This window comes from Buttiauxella cochleicola (assembly GCF_021283185.1).
GTDB classification, from domain to species: Bacteria; Pseudomonadota; Gammaproteobacteria; order Enterobacterales; family Enterobacteriaceae; genus Buttiauxella; species Buttiauxella massiliensis.
Genome location: NZ_JAJSOS010000011.1, coordinates 40416 through 56299, shown reverse-complemented (window position 1 = coordinate 56299; position 15884 = coordinate 40416). Strand labels below are relative to the sequence as shown.

Here is a 15884-nt window from a genome sequence, read left to right as displayed (position 1 = left end):
GCAAAGTGATGAAACTCGAATTCTCTATTTATCGCTACAACCCGGATGTTGACGATGCTCCGCGTATGCAGGAGTACACCCTGGAAGGGGAAGAAGGGCGCGACATGATGTTGCTTGACGCGCTGATGCAACTGAAAGAAAAAGACCCAACGCTGTCGTTCCGTCGCTCGTGCCGTGAAGGGGTTTGTGGCTCTGATGGTGTGAATATGAATGGCAAGAATGGCCTGGCTTGTATCACGCCAATCTCAGCATTGGGTAACGGAAAGCAGAAGATTGTCATCCGTCCACTGCCAGGATTACCGGTTGTGCGCGATCTGGTTGTGGACATGGGGCAATTCTATGCCCAATATGAGAAGATTAAGCCTTACCTGTTGAATAATGGGCAAAATCCACCGGCTCGTGAGCATTTACAGTCTCCCGAGCAGCGTGAGAAGTTGGATGGTTTGTACGAGTGCATTCTGTGCGCGTGTTGCTCGACCTCTTGCCCGTCGTTCTGGTGGAACCCGGACAAGTTCATCGGCCCGGCAGGGTTACTGGCGGCGTATCGCTTCCTGATTGACAGCCGTGATACAGAAACTGCAAGCCGTCTTGATGGTATGAGTGACGCTTTCAGCGTATTCCGCTGCCATAGCATTATGAATTGCGTCAGTGTTTGTCCTAAGGGATTGAACCCGACGAAAGCCATCGGCCACATTAAGTCGATGTTGCTGCAAAAGAGTGCCTAGCTTTTCGTTCCCTCTCCTTAAGGGGAGAGGGAAATAAATTGCAGGAAACCTTTAAAAACTGCCCTGTTGCGACAGTTTTTAAAGGTTCCTTCTCGAGTCGCCTGGAAAGGAAAAAGGCTCGTAGTTGTGAACCCCGGTAATGCGTACAACTTCTGTATTTTGTACGTAATAGTTATTCACGGCGAAATAAGCATAAAAATGCTTAAGGGATCACGATGCAGAACGGCGAAATGAAAGCCTGGCTGGATTCCTCTTACCTGGCAGGTGCAAACCAGTCCTGGATAGAGCAGCTCTATGAAGACTTCTTAACCGATCCTGACTCTGTTGATGCGCACTGGCGCTCAATGTTCCAGCAATTACCTGGAACCGGGGCCAGACCGGATCAATTCCATTCCAAAACACGTGATTATTTCCGTCGTCTGGCGAAGGATGCCTCACGTTATTCCACCGCAATCACCGACCCTGACACCGACGTCAAGCAAGTCAAAGTGTTGCAGCTGATCAACGCCTGGCGTTTCCGTGGGCATCAGGCTGCAAACCTTGATCCACTTGGTTTGTGGAAACAGGACGCGGTTCCAGATCTTGACCCCGCATTCCACAATCTGACTGATGCCGATCTTCAGGAAACCTTCAATGTAGGTTCTTTTGCCAGCGGCAAAGAGACCATGAAGCTTGCTGACTTGATTGATGCGCTCAAGCAGACGTATGGCGGTTCGATCGGTGCGGAATATATGCACATCACCAACACTGAAGAGAAACGCTGGATTCAGCAGCGCATTGAATCTGTGGTTGGGCACTCAACGTTTACCGTTGAAGAAAAGAAACGCTTCTTGAGCGAGCTGACCGCAGCAGAAGGCCTTGAGCGTTACCTGGGTGCGAAATTCCCAGGCGCGAAACGCTTCTCGCTGGAAGGTGGTGATGCACTGGTGCCAATGCTCAAAGAGATGATCCGCCATGCGGGCAAGAGCGGCACACGTGAAGTGGTTCTGGGCATGGCACACCGTGGCCGCCTGAACGTACTGATCAACGTACTCGGCAAGAAACCGCAGGAACTGTTCGACGAGTTCGCCGGTAAGCATAAAGAACATCTCGGCACTGGTGATGTGAAGTACCACATGGGCTTCTCATCTGACGTGGAAACCGAAGGCGGTCTGGTTCACCTGGCGCTGGCGTTTAACCCGTCGCACCTTGAAATTGTAAGCCCGGTGGTTATTGGTTCTGTGCGTGCACGTCTGGATCGTTTAGACAAACCAGGTAGCAACCAGGTTCTGCCTATCACCATTCACGGTGACGCAGCGGTAGCCGGGCAGGGCGTGGTTCAGGAAACCCTGAACATGTCTAAAGCGCGTGGTTACGAAGTGGGCGGTACCGTTCGCATCGTCATCAACAACCAGATTGGTTTCACCACCTCCAACCCTCTGGATGCGCGCTCCACGCCGTACTGTACCGATATCGGTAAGATGGTGATGGCACCGATTTTCCACGTGAATGCGGATGACCCGGAAGCGGTGGCGTTTGTTACCCGTCTGGCACTGGATTTCCGTAACACTTTTAAGCGCGACGTGTTTATCGACCTGGTTTGCTACCGTCGCCATGGTCACAACGAAGCTGATGAGCCAAGCGCAACTCAGCCAGTGATGTACCAGAAAATTAAGAAACACCCGACGCCGCGTAAAATCTACGCAGACCGTCTGGAGCAGCAAAAGCTGGCGACGCTTGAAGATGCCACCGAAATGGTGAATCTCTACCGTGACGCGCTGGATGCTGGCGAGTGTGTGGTGGAAGAATATCGCCCGATGAACATGCATTCATTTACCTGGTCGCCATACCTCAACCACGAGTGGGATGAGAGCTATCCGAACAAGGTAGAAATGAAGCGTTTGCAGGAATTGGCTAAGCGTATTAGCAGCGCACCAGAAACCGTTGAGATGCAGTCACGTGTAGCGAAAATCTACAGTGACCGTATGGAAATGGCGAATGGCGCGAAGAAATTCGACTGGGGTGCTGCTGAAAACCTGGCGTACGCCACACTGGTCGATGAAGGCGTTTCTGTACGTTTGTCCGGTGAAGACGTGGGCCGTGGTACGTTCTTCCACCGTCACGCCGTTATTCACAACCAGACTAACGGTTCGACTTACACACCGCTGCAACACGTTCACAACAGCCAGGGCGAGTTCAAAGTCTGGGACTCCGTGCTGTCTGAAGAAGCGGTGCTGGCGTTCGAATACGGTTATGCCACTGCGGAACCTCGTACACTGACCATCTGGGAAGCCCAGTTCGGCGACTTCGCTAATGGCGCTCAGGTTGTGATTGACCAGTTCATCAGTTCCGGCGAGCAGAAGTGGGGCCGTATGTGTGGCCTGGTGATGTTGCTGCCACACGGTTACGAAGGCCAGGGCCCTGAGCACTCCTCTGCACGTCTGGAGCGTTATCTCCAGCTGTGTGCGGAACAGAACATGCAGGTTTGCGTGCCTTCGACTCCAGCACAGGTTTACCACATGCTGCGTCGTCAGGCGCTGCGCGGTATGCGCCGTCCGCTGGTAGTTATGTCCCCGAAATCTTTACTGCGTCACCCACTGGCGGTTTCCACTATGGATGAACTGGCTAACGGCACCTTCTTGCCTGCAATCGGCGAAGTTGACGAGCTGGATCCTGCTGGCGTGAAACGCGTGGTAATGTGTTCTGGTAAGGTTTATTACGATTTGCTGGAACAGCGTCGTAAGAACGGCCAGAAAGATGTGGCAATTGTGCGCATCGAACAGTTATATCCATTCCCGCATCAGGCGATGCAGGAAGTGTTGAAACCATTTGCTCACGTACATGATTTTGTCTGGTGCCAGGAAGAGCCGCTTAACCAGGGCGCCTGGTACTGCAGCCAGCACCATTTCCGTGAAGTAGTTCCATTTGGATCAGGTCTGCGTTACGCAGGTCGCCCAGCCTCCGCATCACCTGCGGTAGGGTACTTGTCCGTTCACCAGAAGCAGCAGCAAGATCTGGTTAATGACGCGCTGAACGTCGATTAATTAAAGGATAAAAAATGAGTAGCGTAGATATTCTAGTTCCTGACCTGCCTGAGTCCGTTGCCGATGCAACCGTTGCTACCTGGCATAAAAAACCGGGTGACACCGTTACCCGTGACGAAGTGCTGGTGGAAATCGAAACTGACAAAGTGGTACTGGAAGTACCGGCGTCTGCAGATGGTGTTCTGGATGCTGTACTGGAAGATGAAGGTACAACCGTAACTTCTCGTCAAATTTTGGGCCGCCTGCGTGAAGGTAACAGCGCCGGTAAAGAGACTTCTGCGAAAACAGAAAGCAAAGAGTCTACCCCGGCACAGCGCCAGCAGGCTTCTTTGGAAGAGCAGAGCAATGACGCACTCAGCCCGGCTATTCGCCGCCTGATTGCAGAGCATTCTCTGGATGCTAACGCCATTAAAGGCAGCGGCGTCGGTGGCCGTATCACCCGTGAAGATGTTGATAAGCATCTGACCCAGGCGAAAGCGGCTCAACCTGCGGCAGCTAAAGCGGCTGTTGAAACTAAAGCTCCGGTTGCACCAATTGCTGGCCGTAGCGAGAAACGCGTTCCAATGACTCGCCTGCGCAAACGCGTTGCTGAGCGTCTGCTGGAGGCGAAAAACTCTACCGCCATGCTCACCACGTTTAACGAAGTGAACATGAAGCCAATCATGGATCTGCGTAAGCAGTACGGTGACTCTTTCGAAAAACGCCACGGTGTGCGTCTGGGCTTTATGTCCTTCTACATCAAAGCGGTGGTTGAAGCGCTGAAACGCTATCCGGAAGTGAATGCTTCTATCGACGGCGAAGACGTGGTTTACCACAACTACTTCGACGTTAGCATCGCGGTTTCAACTCCACGTGGTCTGGTGACTCCGGTACTGCGTGATGTTGATACCCTGGGTATGGCTGACATCGAAAAACGCATCAAAGAGCTGGCAGTGAAAGGTCGTGACGGCAAACTGACCGTTGAAGATTTGACTGGCGGTAACTTCACCATCACCAACGGTGGTGTGTTCGGTTCCCTGATGTCTACGCCGATCATCAACCCGCCGCAGAGCGCGATCCTCGGTATGCACGCTATCAAAGATCGCCCGATGGCGGTTGACGGTAAAGTTGAGATCCTGCCGATGATGTATCTGGCGCTGTCTTACGATCACCGTTTGATCGATGGCCGTGAGTCAGTGGGTTATCTGGTAGCAATCAAAGAATTGCTCGAAGATCCGACTCGTTTGCTGCTGGACGTTTAGTTTTAAAGCATCACCTGCACTGTAGGCCGAAAGCTGCGCGCCATCTGGCATGAATAGCGCACCGGCCTACAGGTTTATAACGATTACCCTGAAGGATGATAGAACTCATGAACTTACACGAGTATCAGGCGAAACAGTTGTTTGCTCGATATGGCCTGCCGGCTCCAGTCGGTTACGCCTGTAATACACCGCGTGAAGCGGAAGAAGCGGCATCAAAAATTGGTGCAGGTCCGTGGGTGGTGAAATGTCAGGTTCATGCTGGTGGCCGCGGTAAAGCGGGCGGCGTGAAAGTGGTTAACAGCAAAGAAGACATCCGTGCTTTTGCTGAACACTGGCTGGGCAAACGCCTGGTTACCTACCAAACAGACGCAAATGGTCAGCCGGTTCACCAGATTCTGGTTGAAGCTGCGACTGACATTGATAAAGAACTGTATCTTGGCGCGGTGGTTGATCGTAGCTCCCGTCGCGTAGTGTTTATGGCGTCTACCGAAGGTGGCGTTGAAATTGAGAAAGTTGCGGAAGAAACCCCGCACCTGATCCACAAAGTTGCACTGGATCCGCTGGCAGGCCCAATGCCTTACCAGGGCCGTGAACTGGCTTTCAAACTGGGTCTGGAAGGTAAACAAGTTCAGCAGTTCACCAAGATCTTTATGGGTCTGGCGAACATCTTCCTTGAGCGCGACCTGGCACTTATCGAAATCAACCCGCTGGTTATCACTAAGCAGGGTGACCTGGTGTGCCTTGATGGCAAACTGGGTGCTGACGGCAACGCGCTGTTCCGCCAGCCAGAGCTGCGCGAAATGCGTGACCCAAGCCAGGAAGATGCACGTGAATCTCAGGCTGCACAGTGGGAACTGAACTACGTTGCCCTGGATGGCAACATCGGTTGCATGGTTAACGGTGCGGGCCTGGCAATGGGCACCATGGACATCGTTAAACTGCACGGCGGCGAACCAGCAAACTTCCTGGACGTTGGTGGCGGCGCAACGAAAGAACGCGTAACCGAAGCATTCAAAATCATTCTGTCTGACGACAAAGTGAAAGCGGTTCTGGTGAACATCTTCGGCGGTATCGTGCGTTGCGACCTGATCGCAGACGGTATCATCGGTGCGGTTGCCGAAGTGGGTGTTAACGTTCCAGTGGTAGTACGTCTGGAAGGTAACAACGCGGAACTGGGTGCGAAGAAACTGGCTGATAGTGGCCTGAATATTATTGCAGCGAAAAGTCTGACGGACGCAGCGCAGCAGGTTGTTGCTGCCGTGGAGGGGAAATAATGTCCATTTTGATCGATAAAAATACCAAGGTTATTTGCCAGGGCTTTACCGGCAGCCAGGGGACTTTCCACTCCGAGCAGGCGATTGCATACGGTACGCAAATGGTTGGCGGTGTTACGCCAGGCAAAGGCGGCACTGAGCACCTCGGCCTGCCAGTGTTTAACACTGTGCGTGAAGCAGTAGAAGCAACTGGTGCGACCGCATCTGTAATCTACGTTCCGGCACCGTTCTGCAAAGACTCCATTCTGGAAGCAATCGACGCAGGCATTAAGCTGATTATCACCATCACCGAAGGCATCCCGACGCTGGATATGCTGACTGTGAAAGTGAAACTGGACGAAGCTGGCGTGCGCATGATTGGGCCAAACTGCCCGGGCGTTATCACCCCTGGCGAGTGCAAAATCGGCATTATGCCGGGTCATATTCATCTGCCAGGCAAAGTGGGTATCGTTTCTCGCTCTGGTACGCTGACGTATGAAGCGGTCAAACAGACCACTGATATCGGTCTTGGCCAGTCTACTTGTGTAGGCATCGGCGGTGACCCGATCCCTGGCTCTAACTTCATCGATATCCTGAAGATGTTCCAGGAAGATCCGAAGACTGAAGCTATCGTGATGATCGGTGAGATCGGCGGTAGCGCTGAAGAAGAAGCAGCCGCGTACATTAAAGAGCATGTCACCAAGCCAGTTGTTGGTTACATCGCAGGTGTCACTGCGCCGAAAGGCAAGCGTATGGGCCACGCTGGCGCCATCATCGCGGGTGGTAAAGGGACTGCGGACGAGAAATTCGCAGCGCTGGAAGCCGCAGGCGTGAAAACCGTTCGCAGCCTGGCTGATATCGGTGACGCACTGAAAGCTATTTTGCCTCAGTAAGCAGAACTAATAATAATTGTTCGACATGGTTGGCCGCTCAATGAGCGGCCTTTTTTATGGCCAAAATTTGTGGTCATCGATGACAGTATTTCCCAAACAGCCATTTATGGCCCCTTGAGTGATTTGGCTGCCTGAGCAGCTTAAAAAGCCGAAAGCCTCTCACTTCGACTTCTATCATCGCTACTGGAGCATGATTACTGGTGTGTAGAATATCAAAAAGTGACAATGGATGAAAATTCACTGTAACAACAATCGGCAAGGGGAGGGGGGCCAAACCTTTCTGCTCTCACATGCCGTCAGAATCGTATCTGGTAATGGCTAACGGAGCGGAATCTTACCGTTTTTTAAGGTTGGGGTTTTTAAGTAGTTTATGTTTTTAAGAACTACACTACTGAATACTAACCTTATCAAAAACAGCGCCTTGTTAAATAATGAAACATTAAAAGTAAATCAATTGTTAATTTTAGGTAAGAAAAGAAACAGCCTGATCAAAATAGCGCGTGAAGATAAAAAACCATCGCTGTTAACGTTCGGAATTTATTTTTTAACTTATCTGCAATAAATAGTTTTTGTTTATGGATATCATTTTCCCATTAACCTTAGTGATATCTTAAAAACATGTCATTAACATCAAATTTACTATTAATTTAAGTGGGAAACTAAATTAACAATCAGGGAATAAATTGCGCCAGATCAATATCTAAAACTGGCTAGTAGTATGCAAAACAGCGTAAATTGTTGCAGATCAAACTGGCTGTTAAGGGACATTTTCGCTATAAATTGATCACTGTCGAGAAACGTAAATAACACTAAGCAATTACCTATTTATTGTAGGGAAATTGCAGGGTAATATATTTGCGGATTATTTTTGGTTTTTATTAACGTGTTTGTAACCTTTCATCTTTCTTCGTTACATGCAAATAAAATGACGAAGGGATGAAGTCTGGAAGCTAATGTTTTTGTATTAGGGCATGCGTTGTGGTTTTCCTTACGGTTGGCCACGGTCGAAGTCTTCATGCGAAGAGCAAGGAGTCAAGATGTTGGATATTGTCGAACTGTCGCGCTTACAGTTTGCCTTGACCGCGATGTACCACTTTCTTTTTGTGCCACTAACGCTCGGTATGGCGTTCTTGTTGGCCATCATGGAAACAGTGTACGTTCTGTCAGGTAAGCAAATTTATAAAGATATGACCAAGTTCTGGGGCAAGTTGTTTGGTATCAACTTTGCTTTGGGCGTGGCTACCGGTTTAACCATGGAGTTCCAGTTCGGTACAAACTGGTCTTACTATTCACACTACGTGGGTGATATTTTTGGTGCCCCACTGGCCATCGAAGGCCTGATGGCATTCTTCCTTGAATCCACCTTTGTAGGTCTGTTCTTCTTCGGTTGGGATCGTCTGGGCAAAGTTCAGCACATGGCGGTAACCTGGCTGGTGGCACTTGGCTCCAACCTTTCAGCACTGTGGATTCTGGTCGCAAACGGCTGGATGCAGAACCCGATTGCTTCCGACTTCAACTTCGAAACCATGCGTATGGAGATGGTCAGTTTCTCCGAGCTGGTCCTTAACCCGGTTGCGCAGGTGAAATTCGTTCACACCGTAGCGTCTGGTTACGTATGTGGTGCGATGTTCATCCTCGGTGTGAGCTCTTACTACTTGCTTAAAGGCCGTGACGTTGCATTTGCGAAGCGTTCTTTTGCAATCGCTGCAAGCTTCGGTATGGCGGCAATCCTGTCTGTAATCGTGCTGGGTGATGAATCCGGTTACGAAATGGGTGACGTGCAGAAAACCAAATTGGCTGCTATTGAAGCTGAGTGGGAAACTCAACCGGCTCCAGCATCATTTACGCTGTTTGGTATCCCGGACCAGGACAAGCAGGAAAATAGCTATGCGATTCAGATCCCATACGCGCTTGGCATCATCGCCACCCGCTCTGTGGATAAGCAAGTTATTGGTCTGAAAGACCTGATGGTGCAACACGAAGAGCGTATTCGTAACGGTATGAAGGCTTATAGCCTTCTGGAACAGTTACGTGCAGGTTCTAAAGACCAGGCTGTTCGCGATAACTTTGAGTCAGTCAAGAAAGACCTGGGTTATGGTTTGCTGCTCAAACGCTATACCCCGAACGTCTCTGACGCGACGGAAGAGCAGATTCAGAAAGCAACTAAGGATTCTATTCCTCGTGTAGCTCCGCTGTACTTTGCATTCCGTATCATGGTTGGCTGTGGCTTCCTGATGCTGTTCATCATCGCGGCTTCGTTCTGGACTGTGACGCGTAATGCAATCGGCTCGAAAAAATGGCTGTTGCGTGCGGCGCTCTATGGTATCCCGTTGCCGTGGATTGCGATTGAATCTGGTTGGTTTGTTGCTGAATACGGTCGTCAACCATGGGCTGTTGGTGAGGTATTGCCAACTGCGGTTGCTAACTCCTCTCTGACCGTGGGCGATCTGATCTTCTCCATGGTACTGATTTGCGGCCTTTACACGCTGTTTATGGTGGCGGAACTGTTCCTGATGTTCAAATTTGCTCGCCTTGGGCCGAGCAGTCTGAAAACAGGTCGCTATCACTTTGAGCAGTCCAATGTGACCTCTCAGCCGGCACGCTAAGACAGGAGTCGTCAAATGATCGATTATGAAGTATTGCGTTTTATCTGGTGGCTGCTGGTTGGCATTCTGCTGATTGGTTTTGCAGTCACCGACGGCTTTGACATGGGTGTGGGCATGTTGTCTCGCATCATTGGCAAATCTGACGTTGAACGCCGCATTATGGTGAACTCCATCGCCCCTCACTGGGATGGTAACCAGGTATGGCTCATCACTGCTGGTGGCGCATTGTTCGCTGCCTGGCCGATGGTTTATGCAGCTGCGTTCTCTGGTTTCTATGTGGCAATGATTCTGGTACTGGCTTCATTATTCTTCCGTCCGGTAGGTTTTGACTACCGTTCGAAGATTGAAGACATGCGCTGGCGTGGCATGTGGGACTGGGGCATTTTCATTGGTAGTTTTGTGCCGCCGTTGGTTATCGGTGTGGCGTTCGGCAACTTGCTGCAAGGCGTGCCGTTCCACGTTGATGAGTATCTGCGTCTGTACTACACCGGTAACTTCTTCCAGTTGCTGAACCCGTTTGGCCTGTTGGCTGGTGTCGTGAGCGTTTCCATGATCCTTGCTCAGGGTGCAACTTACCTGCAAATGCGTACTGTGGGTGAACTGCATCTGCGTGCTAAAGCCGCTGCGCAAATTTCAGCGCTGGTGATGATGGTGTGCTTCGCACTTGCTGGTGTTTGGGTGATTTACGGCATTGATGGTTACGCTGTGACTTCAGAGCTGAACCACCATGCAGCATCGAATCCGCTGACTAAAGAAGTCGCTCGTCAGGCTGGTGCCTGGATGGTGAACTTCAATAATATGCCGATTCTATGGCTCATCCCTGCTCTGGGTGTGATTCTGCCACTGTTGACTGTGCTGATGTCTCGTCTTGAGAAAGGCGCGATGGCATTCGTGTTCTCCTCACTGACTCTGGCTTGTGTCATTCTGACTGCCGGTGTGGCGATGTTCCCGTTCGTGATGCCTTCGAGCACCATGTTGAACGCTAGCCTCACCATGTGGGATGCAACATCCAGCCAGTTAACTCTGAATGTGATGACCTATGTTGCTGCGGTATTTGTACCGATCATTCTTATCTACACCACCTGGTGTTACTGGAAAATGTTCGGTCGAATCACCAAAGAGCATATCGAAAGCAACACCCACTCTCTGTACTAAGTAAGGAGCTGATTATGTGGTACTTTGCATGGATTCTGGGGACGCTTCTTGCCTGTGCTTTTGGCATCATTACCGCCCTGGCACTTGAGCATGTTGAAGCTGCTAAAGCCGGTAAAGAAGAAATTTGATGGAAGCAATTATCGCGAAGCTTTATGCGGTAATGGATAAGAGCCCTTTAAGGGCTCTTTCCTTGATAATGGCATTAGTTCTTGCCGTGTGTATATTTTGGGACCCGTCCCGCTTTGCGGCGAAAACCAGTAGTCTTGAAATCTGGCATGGTTTTTTGCTGATGTGGGCTGTATGCACCGGCGTGATTCATGGCGTGGGTTTTCGCCCTCGTAAAGTGCTGTGGCAGGGGATTTTTAGCCCATTACCCGCACAATTAGTCTTGCTGGCAGGACTGGCTATTTTCTTCTTCTGATGCTTCTTTAACCTCAGCGCATTTCACTTAATATTTATGGGCTTTAACAAGCCCATAAATATTTACCTAACGTTTAATGCTACCCATTCCCAACCCCCATCCTCTTGCGTATAGTAGCAACGTTAAATTGCATTACCGGGATGTATTGTGAGTACAACGCTGTTTCGATGGCCGGTTCGTGTCTATTACGAAGACACTGACGCCGGTGGTGTGGTATACCACGCCAGTTATGTTGCTTTCTATGAAAGAGCACGCACTGAAATGTTGCGCCATCACCATTTTAGCCAGCAAGATTTGTTGGCAGAGCGCGTCGCCTTTGTTGTCCGCAGAATGACTGTGGATTATTTGGCGCCTGCCCGACTCGACGATTTACTCGAAATCCAAAGTGAAATTACATCGATGCGTGGTACCTCTATGGTATTTACACAGCGAATCGTCAATGCCGATAATCAGGTACTCAACGAAGCTGAGGTCCTGATCGTCTGTGTTGATCCACACCTAATGAAGCCTCGTGCGCTTCCCAAGTCTATTGTCGCGGAGTTCAAGCAGTGACTGACATGAATATCCTTGATTTGTTCCTGAAGGCAAGCCTTCTGGTCAAATTTATCATGTTGATTTTGATTGGTTTTTCCATTGCATCATGGGCAATCATTATTCAGCGAACGCGAATCCTCAATGCTGCTACTCGTGAAGCAGAAGCTTTTGAAGATAAGTTCTGGTCGGGCATTGAATTGTCCCGTCTCTATCAAGAAAGCCAGGGCCGCCGTGACAGTCTTGCTGGCTCTGAACAAATTTTCTATTCAGGTTTTAAAGAGTTTGCCCGACTGCATCGTGCTAATACGCACGCACCTGAAGCAGTCGTTGAAGGGGCATCTCGCGCCATGCGTATTTCCATGAGTCGTGAGTTGGAAACGCTAGAAACTCATATTCCTTTCCTCGGAACTGTGGGTTCCATCAGCCCGTATATTGGTCTGTTTGGTACGGTTTGGGGGATCATGCACGCCTTTATCGCACTCGGTGCGGTGAAACAAGCGACATTGCAGATGGTTGCTCCAGGTATTGCAGAAGCACTGATTGCAACTGCAATCGGCCTGTTCGCTGCAATCCCTGCGGTTATGGCGTATAACCGCCTGAACCAACGTGTGAACAAACTGGAATTGAATTACGACAACTTCATGGAAGAGTTCACGGCTATCCTGCACCGTCAGGCTTTTACCAGCAGCGATAAGCAGTAAGGGGTAAGTCATGGCCAGACGTGGACGTGGGCGTGGTCGTCGGGAATTAAAGTCCGAAATTAACATCGTTCCTCTGCTGGACGTACTGTTGGTATTGTTGCTTATTTTTATGGCAACGGCTCCAATCATTACACAAAGCGTAGAGGTAGATTTGCCGGATGCGACAGATTCGCAGACGGTGAGCAGTAACGATGAACCGCCGGTCATTATTGAAGTGTCCGGGGTAGGGCAGTACAGCGTGGTGGTTGAGAAAGACCGTATGGACCAGTTGCCATCTGAACAGGTTATTGCGGAAGCACAGCGTCGTTTGCAGGCAAACCCGAAAACGGTCTTTTTGATCGGTGGTGCTAAAGATGTCCCTTACGAGGAAATCATCAAAGCACTTAACATGCTGCATAGTGCAGGTGTGAAATCCGTCGGTCTGATGACGCAGCCAATCTGATCTATTCCTAAATAATTCATGTTGCAGGTAGGCGGTAAGTGAGTGAATCCCCAGGAGCTTACTTAAGTAAGTGACTGGGGTGAGGGAGAGCAGCCAACGCCCCTGCAACTTGAAGTATGACGGATATATCTTGCTATATTTGGGAACCGATAGTGTCAAAGGCAACCATAGAAAACGATAAGCTCAAGCGCGCGATAATCGTCTCAGTGATCCTGCATATCATTTTGATTGCAATCCTGATTTGGAGCTCGTTTGACGAACACATCGACGCCAGTGCTGGCGGCGGTGGAGGTTCGGCTATTGACGCGGTCATGGTCGACCCAGGTGCAGTTGTTCAGCAGTACAATCGCCAGCAGCAACAGCAGGCGAGCAGTAAACGTGCGGCAGAGCAACGCGAGAAACAAGCGCAACAGCAGGCGGAAGAACTTCAGGAAAAACAGGCTGCTGAACAACAGCGTCTGAAGCAACTGGAGAAAGAACGCCTGGAAGCGCAGGAACAAGCGAAGCAACAAGCAGATCAGCAGAAGCAAGCGCAAGAAGCCGCGAAAGAAGCGCAGGAGCAACAGAAGCAAGCTGAAGCAGCGGCGGCGAAAGCCAAAGCAGATGCCAAAGCCCAAGCTGATGCTCAGGCCAAATCTCAGGCTGACGCTCAGGCGAAGGCTGCGGAAGAAGCGGCGAAGAAAGCTGCTGCAGATGCACAAAAGAAAGCGACTGAGGAAGCAGCTAAAAAAGCCGCTGATGCAGAGAAAAAAGCAGCTGCTGAAGCCGCTGCTGCGGCGAAAAAATCTCAGCAGGAAGCCGAGAAGAAAGCCGCAGATGCTGCAGCGAAGAAAGCTCAGCAAGATGCTGAGAAGAAAGCCGCCGCTGAAGCTGCTAAAAAGGCTGCTGATGCTGAGAAAAAAGCAGCAGCAGAAGCTGCCGCCGCCGAGAAAGCTGCGTCTGAAAAAGCCGCGGCCGATAAGGCTGCTGCTGCAAAAGGTGCTGCTGATAAGAAAGCTGCTGCAGATGCTAAGAAAAAGGCTGCTGCTGAGAAAGCCGCTGCCGATAAAGCTGCCGCTGCGGGCGTTGACGATCTATTTGGCGACTTGAGCTCAGGTAAGAATGCACCGAAAACGGGTGCAGGAGCAAAAGGTAATAGCGCAGCTGCGGCTGGGAAAGGGAATAATAAAAATAATGGCGCTTCTGGTGCTGAAATCAATGGTTACGCAGGTCAGATAAAAGTAGCAATAGAAAGTAAGTTTTACCAGGACCCTGCCTTTAGTGGTAAGACCTGTTCATTGCGCATAAAACTGGCTCCTGATGGTTTACTTCTTGATATCAAATCAGAAGGTGGCGACCCGGCCCTGTGTCAGGCTGCCATTGCGGCAGCACGTCTGGCGAAGATTCCGAAGCCGCCAAGCCAGGACGTTTATGAAGCTTTCAAAAACGCGCCTATCGACTTTAAGCCACAGTAAAATTTTCCTCGCGAAAGCGGGGAAAACTAACCAGGCTGTGTCACAGGGTTTTGGTAGTTTTGTGTATTTGAGTTTGTTAACATTCTGCTAAATTATCGTGGGCTTTGGGTCCAGATAAGGGAGATATGATGAAGCAGGCATTTCGAGTAGCTTTAAGTTTTTTAATGCTGTGGGCAGCAGTACTGCACGCAGAAGTCCGTATTGAGATCACCCAAGGGGTGGACTCAGCACGTCCAATTGGTGTTGCGCCATTTAAATGGGGAGGCCCCGGTGCCGCGCCAGAAGATATTGGTGGCATCGTTGCTGCAGACTTACGTAATAGCGGCAAATTCAATCCACTGGATCGTTCACGCTTACCGCAGCAGCCTGGCTCCGCTCAGGAAGTGCAACCGGCCGCGTGGACTGCTCTGGGTATTGATGCCGTTGTTGTAGGCCAGGTTACACCAAACGGTGATGGCAGCTATACCGTTGCTTACCAGTTGGTTGATACTTCTGGTGCACCTGGTACTGTGCTTGCGCAGAACTCCTACAAGGTGAACAAACAGTGGATTCGCTATGCTGGTCATACCGCAAGTGATGAAGTGTTTGAGAAGCTGACAGGCATTAAAGGTGCGTTCCGTACTCGTATCGCTTATGTGGTGCAGACTAACGGCGGCCAGTTCCCGTATGAACTGCGCGTATCTGATTACGATGGCTACAACACCAATGTTGTCAAACGTTCTCCTGAACCGCTGATGTCACCAGCGTGGTCTCCAGACGGCAGCAAACTGGCTTACGTAACATTTGAAAGTGGCCGTTCTGCTCTGGTTATCCAGACTCTGGCGAATGGTGCAATTCGTCAGGTAGCTTCGTTCCCTCGTCATAACGGTGCGCCAGCATTTTCTCCAGACGGCAGCAAACTGGCCTTCACGCTATCTAAAACCGGTAGTATGAACCTGTATGTTATGGACATAGCTTCTGGTCAGATTCGTCAGGTAACTGATGGACGCAGCAACAATACAGAACCAACGTGGTTCCCGGATAGCCAGAATGTAGCTTATACCTCTGACCAGGCTGGGCGTCCGCAGATTTATAAAGTGAATATCAACGGTGGTGCTCCACAGCGTCTGTCCTGGGAAGGTCCTCAGAACCAGAATGCTGATGTGAGTTCCGACGGTAAGTTTATGGTGATGGTTAGCTCCAATAGTGGGCAGCAACACATCGCCAAACAGGATCTGGTAGCGGGTGGCGTACAAACTTTATCGTCAACGTTCCTGGATGAAACGCCAAGTCTGGCACCTAACGGCACGATGGTAATCTACAGCTCTTCTCAGGGGATGGGATCTGTGCTGAATCTGGTCTCAACAGATGGGCGTTTCAAAGCGCGTCTTCCGGCAACCGATGGTCAGGTTAAATCTCCTGCCTGGTCGCCGTATCTGTGATAATAAAATATTAAA

General features: G+C 50.4%; 14 protein-coding genes. All 14 read left to right on the top strand.

Features of this window, described 5'->3' with window-relative positions:
* Positions 1–8: 8 nt before the first annotated feature.
* Complete coding sequence (locus LVQ76_RS16950) at positions 9–725, top strand: succinate dehydrogenase iron-sulfur subunit (RefSeq protein WP_034458770.1); 717 nt, start codon at positions 9–11, stop codon at positions 723–725.
* A 215-nt stretch (positions 726–940) separates the two neighbouring features.
* Positions 941–3748: a 2-oxoglutarate dehydrogenase E1 component gene (gene sucA, locus LVQ76_RS16945; RefSeq protein WP_151995323.1), complete on the top strand. Its 2808-nt coding sequence runs from the start codon at positions 941–943 to the stop codon at positions 3746–3748.
* 14 nt (positions 3749–3762) lie between these two features.
* Positions 3763–4989 carry a 2-oxoglutarate dehydrogenase complex dihydrolipoyllysine-residue succinyltransferase gene (gene odhB / locus LVQ76_RS16940; protein ID WP_151995324.1) on the top strand — a complete coding sequence of 409 codons (1227 nt, stop codon included), beginning with the start codon at positions 3763–3765 and terminating at the stop codon, positions 4987–4989.
* 107 nt (positions 4990–5096) lie between these two features.
* Entirely contained in the window at positions 5097–6263 is a 1167-nt protein-coding gene (gene sucC, locus LVQ76_RS16935) for an ADP-forming succinate--CoA ligase subunit beta (RefSeq protein ID WP_034458764.1), read from the top strand.
* Positions 6263–7135, top strand: coding sequence for a succinate--CoA ligase subunit alpha (gene sucD / locus LVQ76_RS16930; RefSeq protein ID WP_034458762.1), 873 nt, complete (start codon positions 6263–6265; stop codon positions 7133–7135). Before sucC ends, sucD begins: the two co-directional genes overlap by 1 nt.
* A 1037-nt stretch (positions 7136–8172) precedes the next feature.
* The gene (gene cydA / locus LVQ76_RS16925; RefSeq protein ID WP_151995325.1) at positions 8173–9741 is read left to right on the top strand and encodes a cytochrome ubiquinol oxidase subunit I; all 1569 of its coding nucleotides are present in this window, start codon (positions 8173–8175) and stop codon (positions 9739–9741) included.
* Positions 9742–9756: 15 nt separating this feature from the next.
* Positions 9757–10896 (top strand): cytochrome d ubiquinol oxidase subunit II, encoded by a 1140-nt coding sequence (gene cydB, locus LVQ76_RS16920; RefSeq protein ID WP_232904395.1) that lies wholly within the window; start codon positions 9757–9759, stop codon positions 10894–10896.
* A gap of 14 nt (positions 10897–10910) precedes the next feature.
* Positions 10911–11024 carry a cytochrome bd-I oxidase subunit CydX gene (cydX, locus tag LVQ76_RS16915; RefSeq protein ID WP_064512614.1) on the top strand — a complete coding sequence of 38 codons (114 nt, stop codon included), beginning with the start codon at positions 10911–10913 and terminating at the stop codon, positions 11022–11024.
* Positions 11024–11317 carry a cyd operon protein YbgE gene (gene ybgE / locus LVQ76_RS16910; RefSeq protein WP_151995327.1) on the top strand — a complete coding sequence of 98 codons (294 nt, stop codon included), beginning with the start codon at positions 11024–11026 and terminating at the stop codon, positions 11315–11317. The genes cydX and ybgE overlap by 1 nt, the downstream gene beginning before the upstream one ends.
* A gap of 147 nt (positions 11318–11464) precedes the next feature.
* A complete protein-coding gene (gene ybgC, locus LVQ76_RS16905; RefSeq protein WP_034458754.1) occupies positions 11465–11869 on the top strand; it encodes a tol-pal system-associated acyl-CoA thioesterase in 405 nt (134 codons plus the stop codon).
* Positions 11866–12552, top strand: a complete 687-nt coding sequence (tolQ, locus tag LVQ76_RS16900; protein ID WP_074391983.1) for a Tol-Pal system protein TolQ — start codon at positions 11866–11868, stop codon at positions 12550–12552. Before ybgC ends, tolQ begins: the two co-directional genes overlap by 4 nt.
* A gap of 10 nt (positions 12553–12562) precedes the next feature.
* Positions 12563–12994, top strand: coding sequence for a colicin uptake protein TolR (gene tolR, locus LVQ76_RS16895; protein ID WP_034497142.1), 432 nt, complete (start codon positions 12563–12565; stop codon positions 12992–12994).
* A 152-nt stretch (positions 12995–13146) separates the two neighbouring features.
* On the top strand, positions 13147–14448 hold the full coding sequence (gene tolA / locus LVQ76_RS16890; RefSeq protein WP_232922098.1) for a cell envelope integrity protein TolA: 1302 nt from the start codon (positions 13147–13149) through the stop codon (positions 14446–14448).
* A gap of 128 nt (positions 14449–14576) precedes the next feature.
* Positions 14577–15869 carry a Tol-Pal system beta propeller repeat protein TolB gene (tolB, locus tag LVQ76_RS16885; RefSeq protein WP_034458746.1) on the top strand — a complete coding sequence of 431 codons (1293 nt, stop codon included), beginning with the start codon at positions 14577–14579 and terminating at the stop codon, positions 15867–15869.
* Positions 15870–15884: the final 15 nt, after the last annotated feature.

Bases quoted from the DNA above. Each gene is read 5' to 3' on its own strand.
- LVQ76_RS16950 (WP_034458770.1), top strand. From the start codon at position 9: ATGAAACTCGAATTCTCTATTTATCGCTACAACCCGGATGTTGACGAT.
- tolR (WP_034497142.1), top strand. From the start codon at position 12,563: ATGGCCAGACGTGGACGTGGGCGTGGTCGTCGGGAATTAAAGTCCGAA.
- tolB (WP_034458746.1), top strand. From the start codon at position 14,577: ATGAAGCAGGCATTTCGAGTAGCTTTAAGTTTTTTAATGCTGTGGGCA.
- cydX (WP_064512614.1), top strand. From the start codon at position 10,911: ATGTGGTACTTTGCATGGATTCTGGGGACGCTTCTTGCCTGTGCTTTT.
- sucC (WP_034458764.1), top strand. From the start codon at position 5,097: ATGAACTTACACGAGTATCAGGCGAAACAGTTGTTTGCTCGATATGGC.
- sucA (WP_151995323.1), top strand. From the start codon at position 941: ATGCAGAACGGCGAAATGAAAGCCTGGCTGGATTCCTCTTACCTGGCA.
- ybgE (WP_151995327.1), top strand. From the start codon at position 11,024: ATGGAAGCAATTATCGCGAAGCTTTATGCGGTAATGGATAAGAGCCCT.
- sucD (WP_034458762.1), top strand. From the start codon at position 6,263: ATGTCCATTTTGATCGATAAAAATACCAAGGTTATTTGCCAGGGCTTT.
- cydB (WP_232904395.1), top strand. From the start codon at position 9,757: ATGATCGATTATGAAGTATTGCGTTTTATCTGGTGGCTGCTGGTTGGC.
- cydA (WP_151995325.1), top strand. From the start codon at position 8,173: ATGTTGGATATTGTCGAACTGTCGCGCTTACAGTTTGCCTTGACCGCG.
- odhB (WP_151995324.1), top strand. From the start codon at position 3,763: ATGAGTAGCGTAGATATTCTAGTTCCTGACCTGCCTGAGTCCGTTGCC.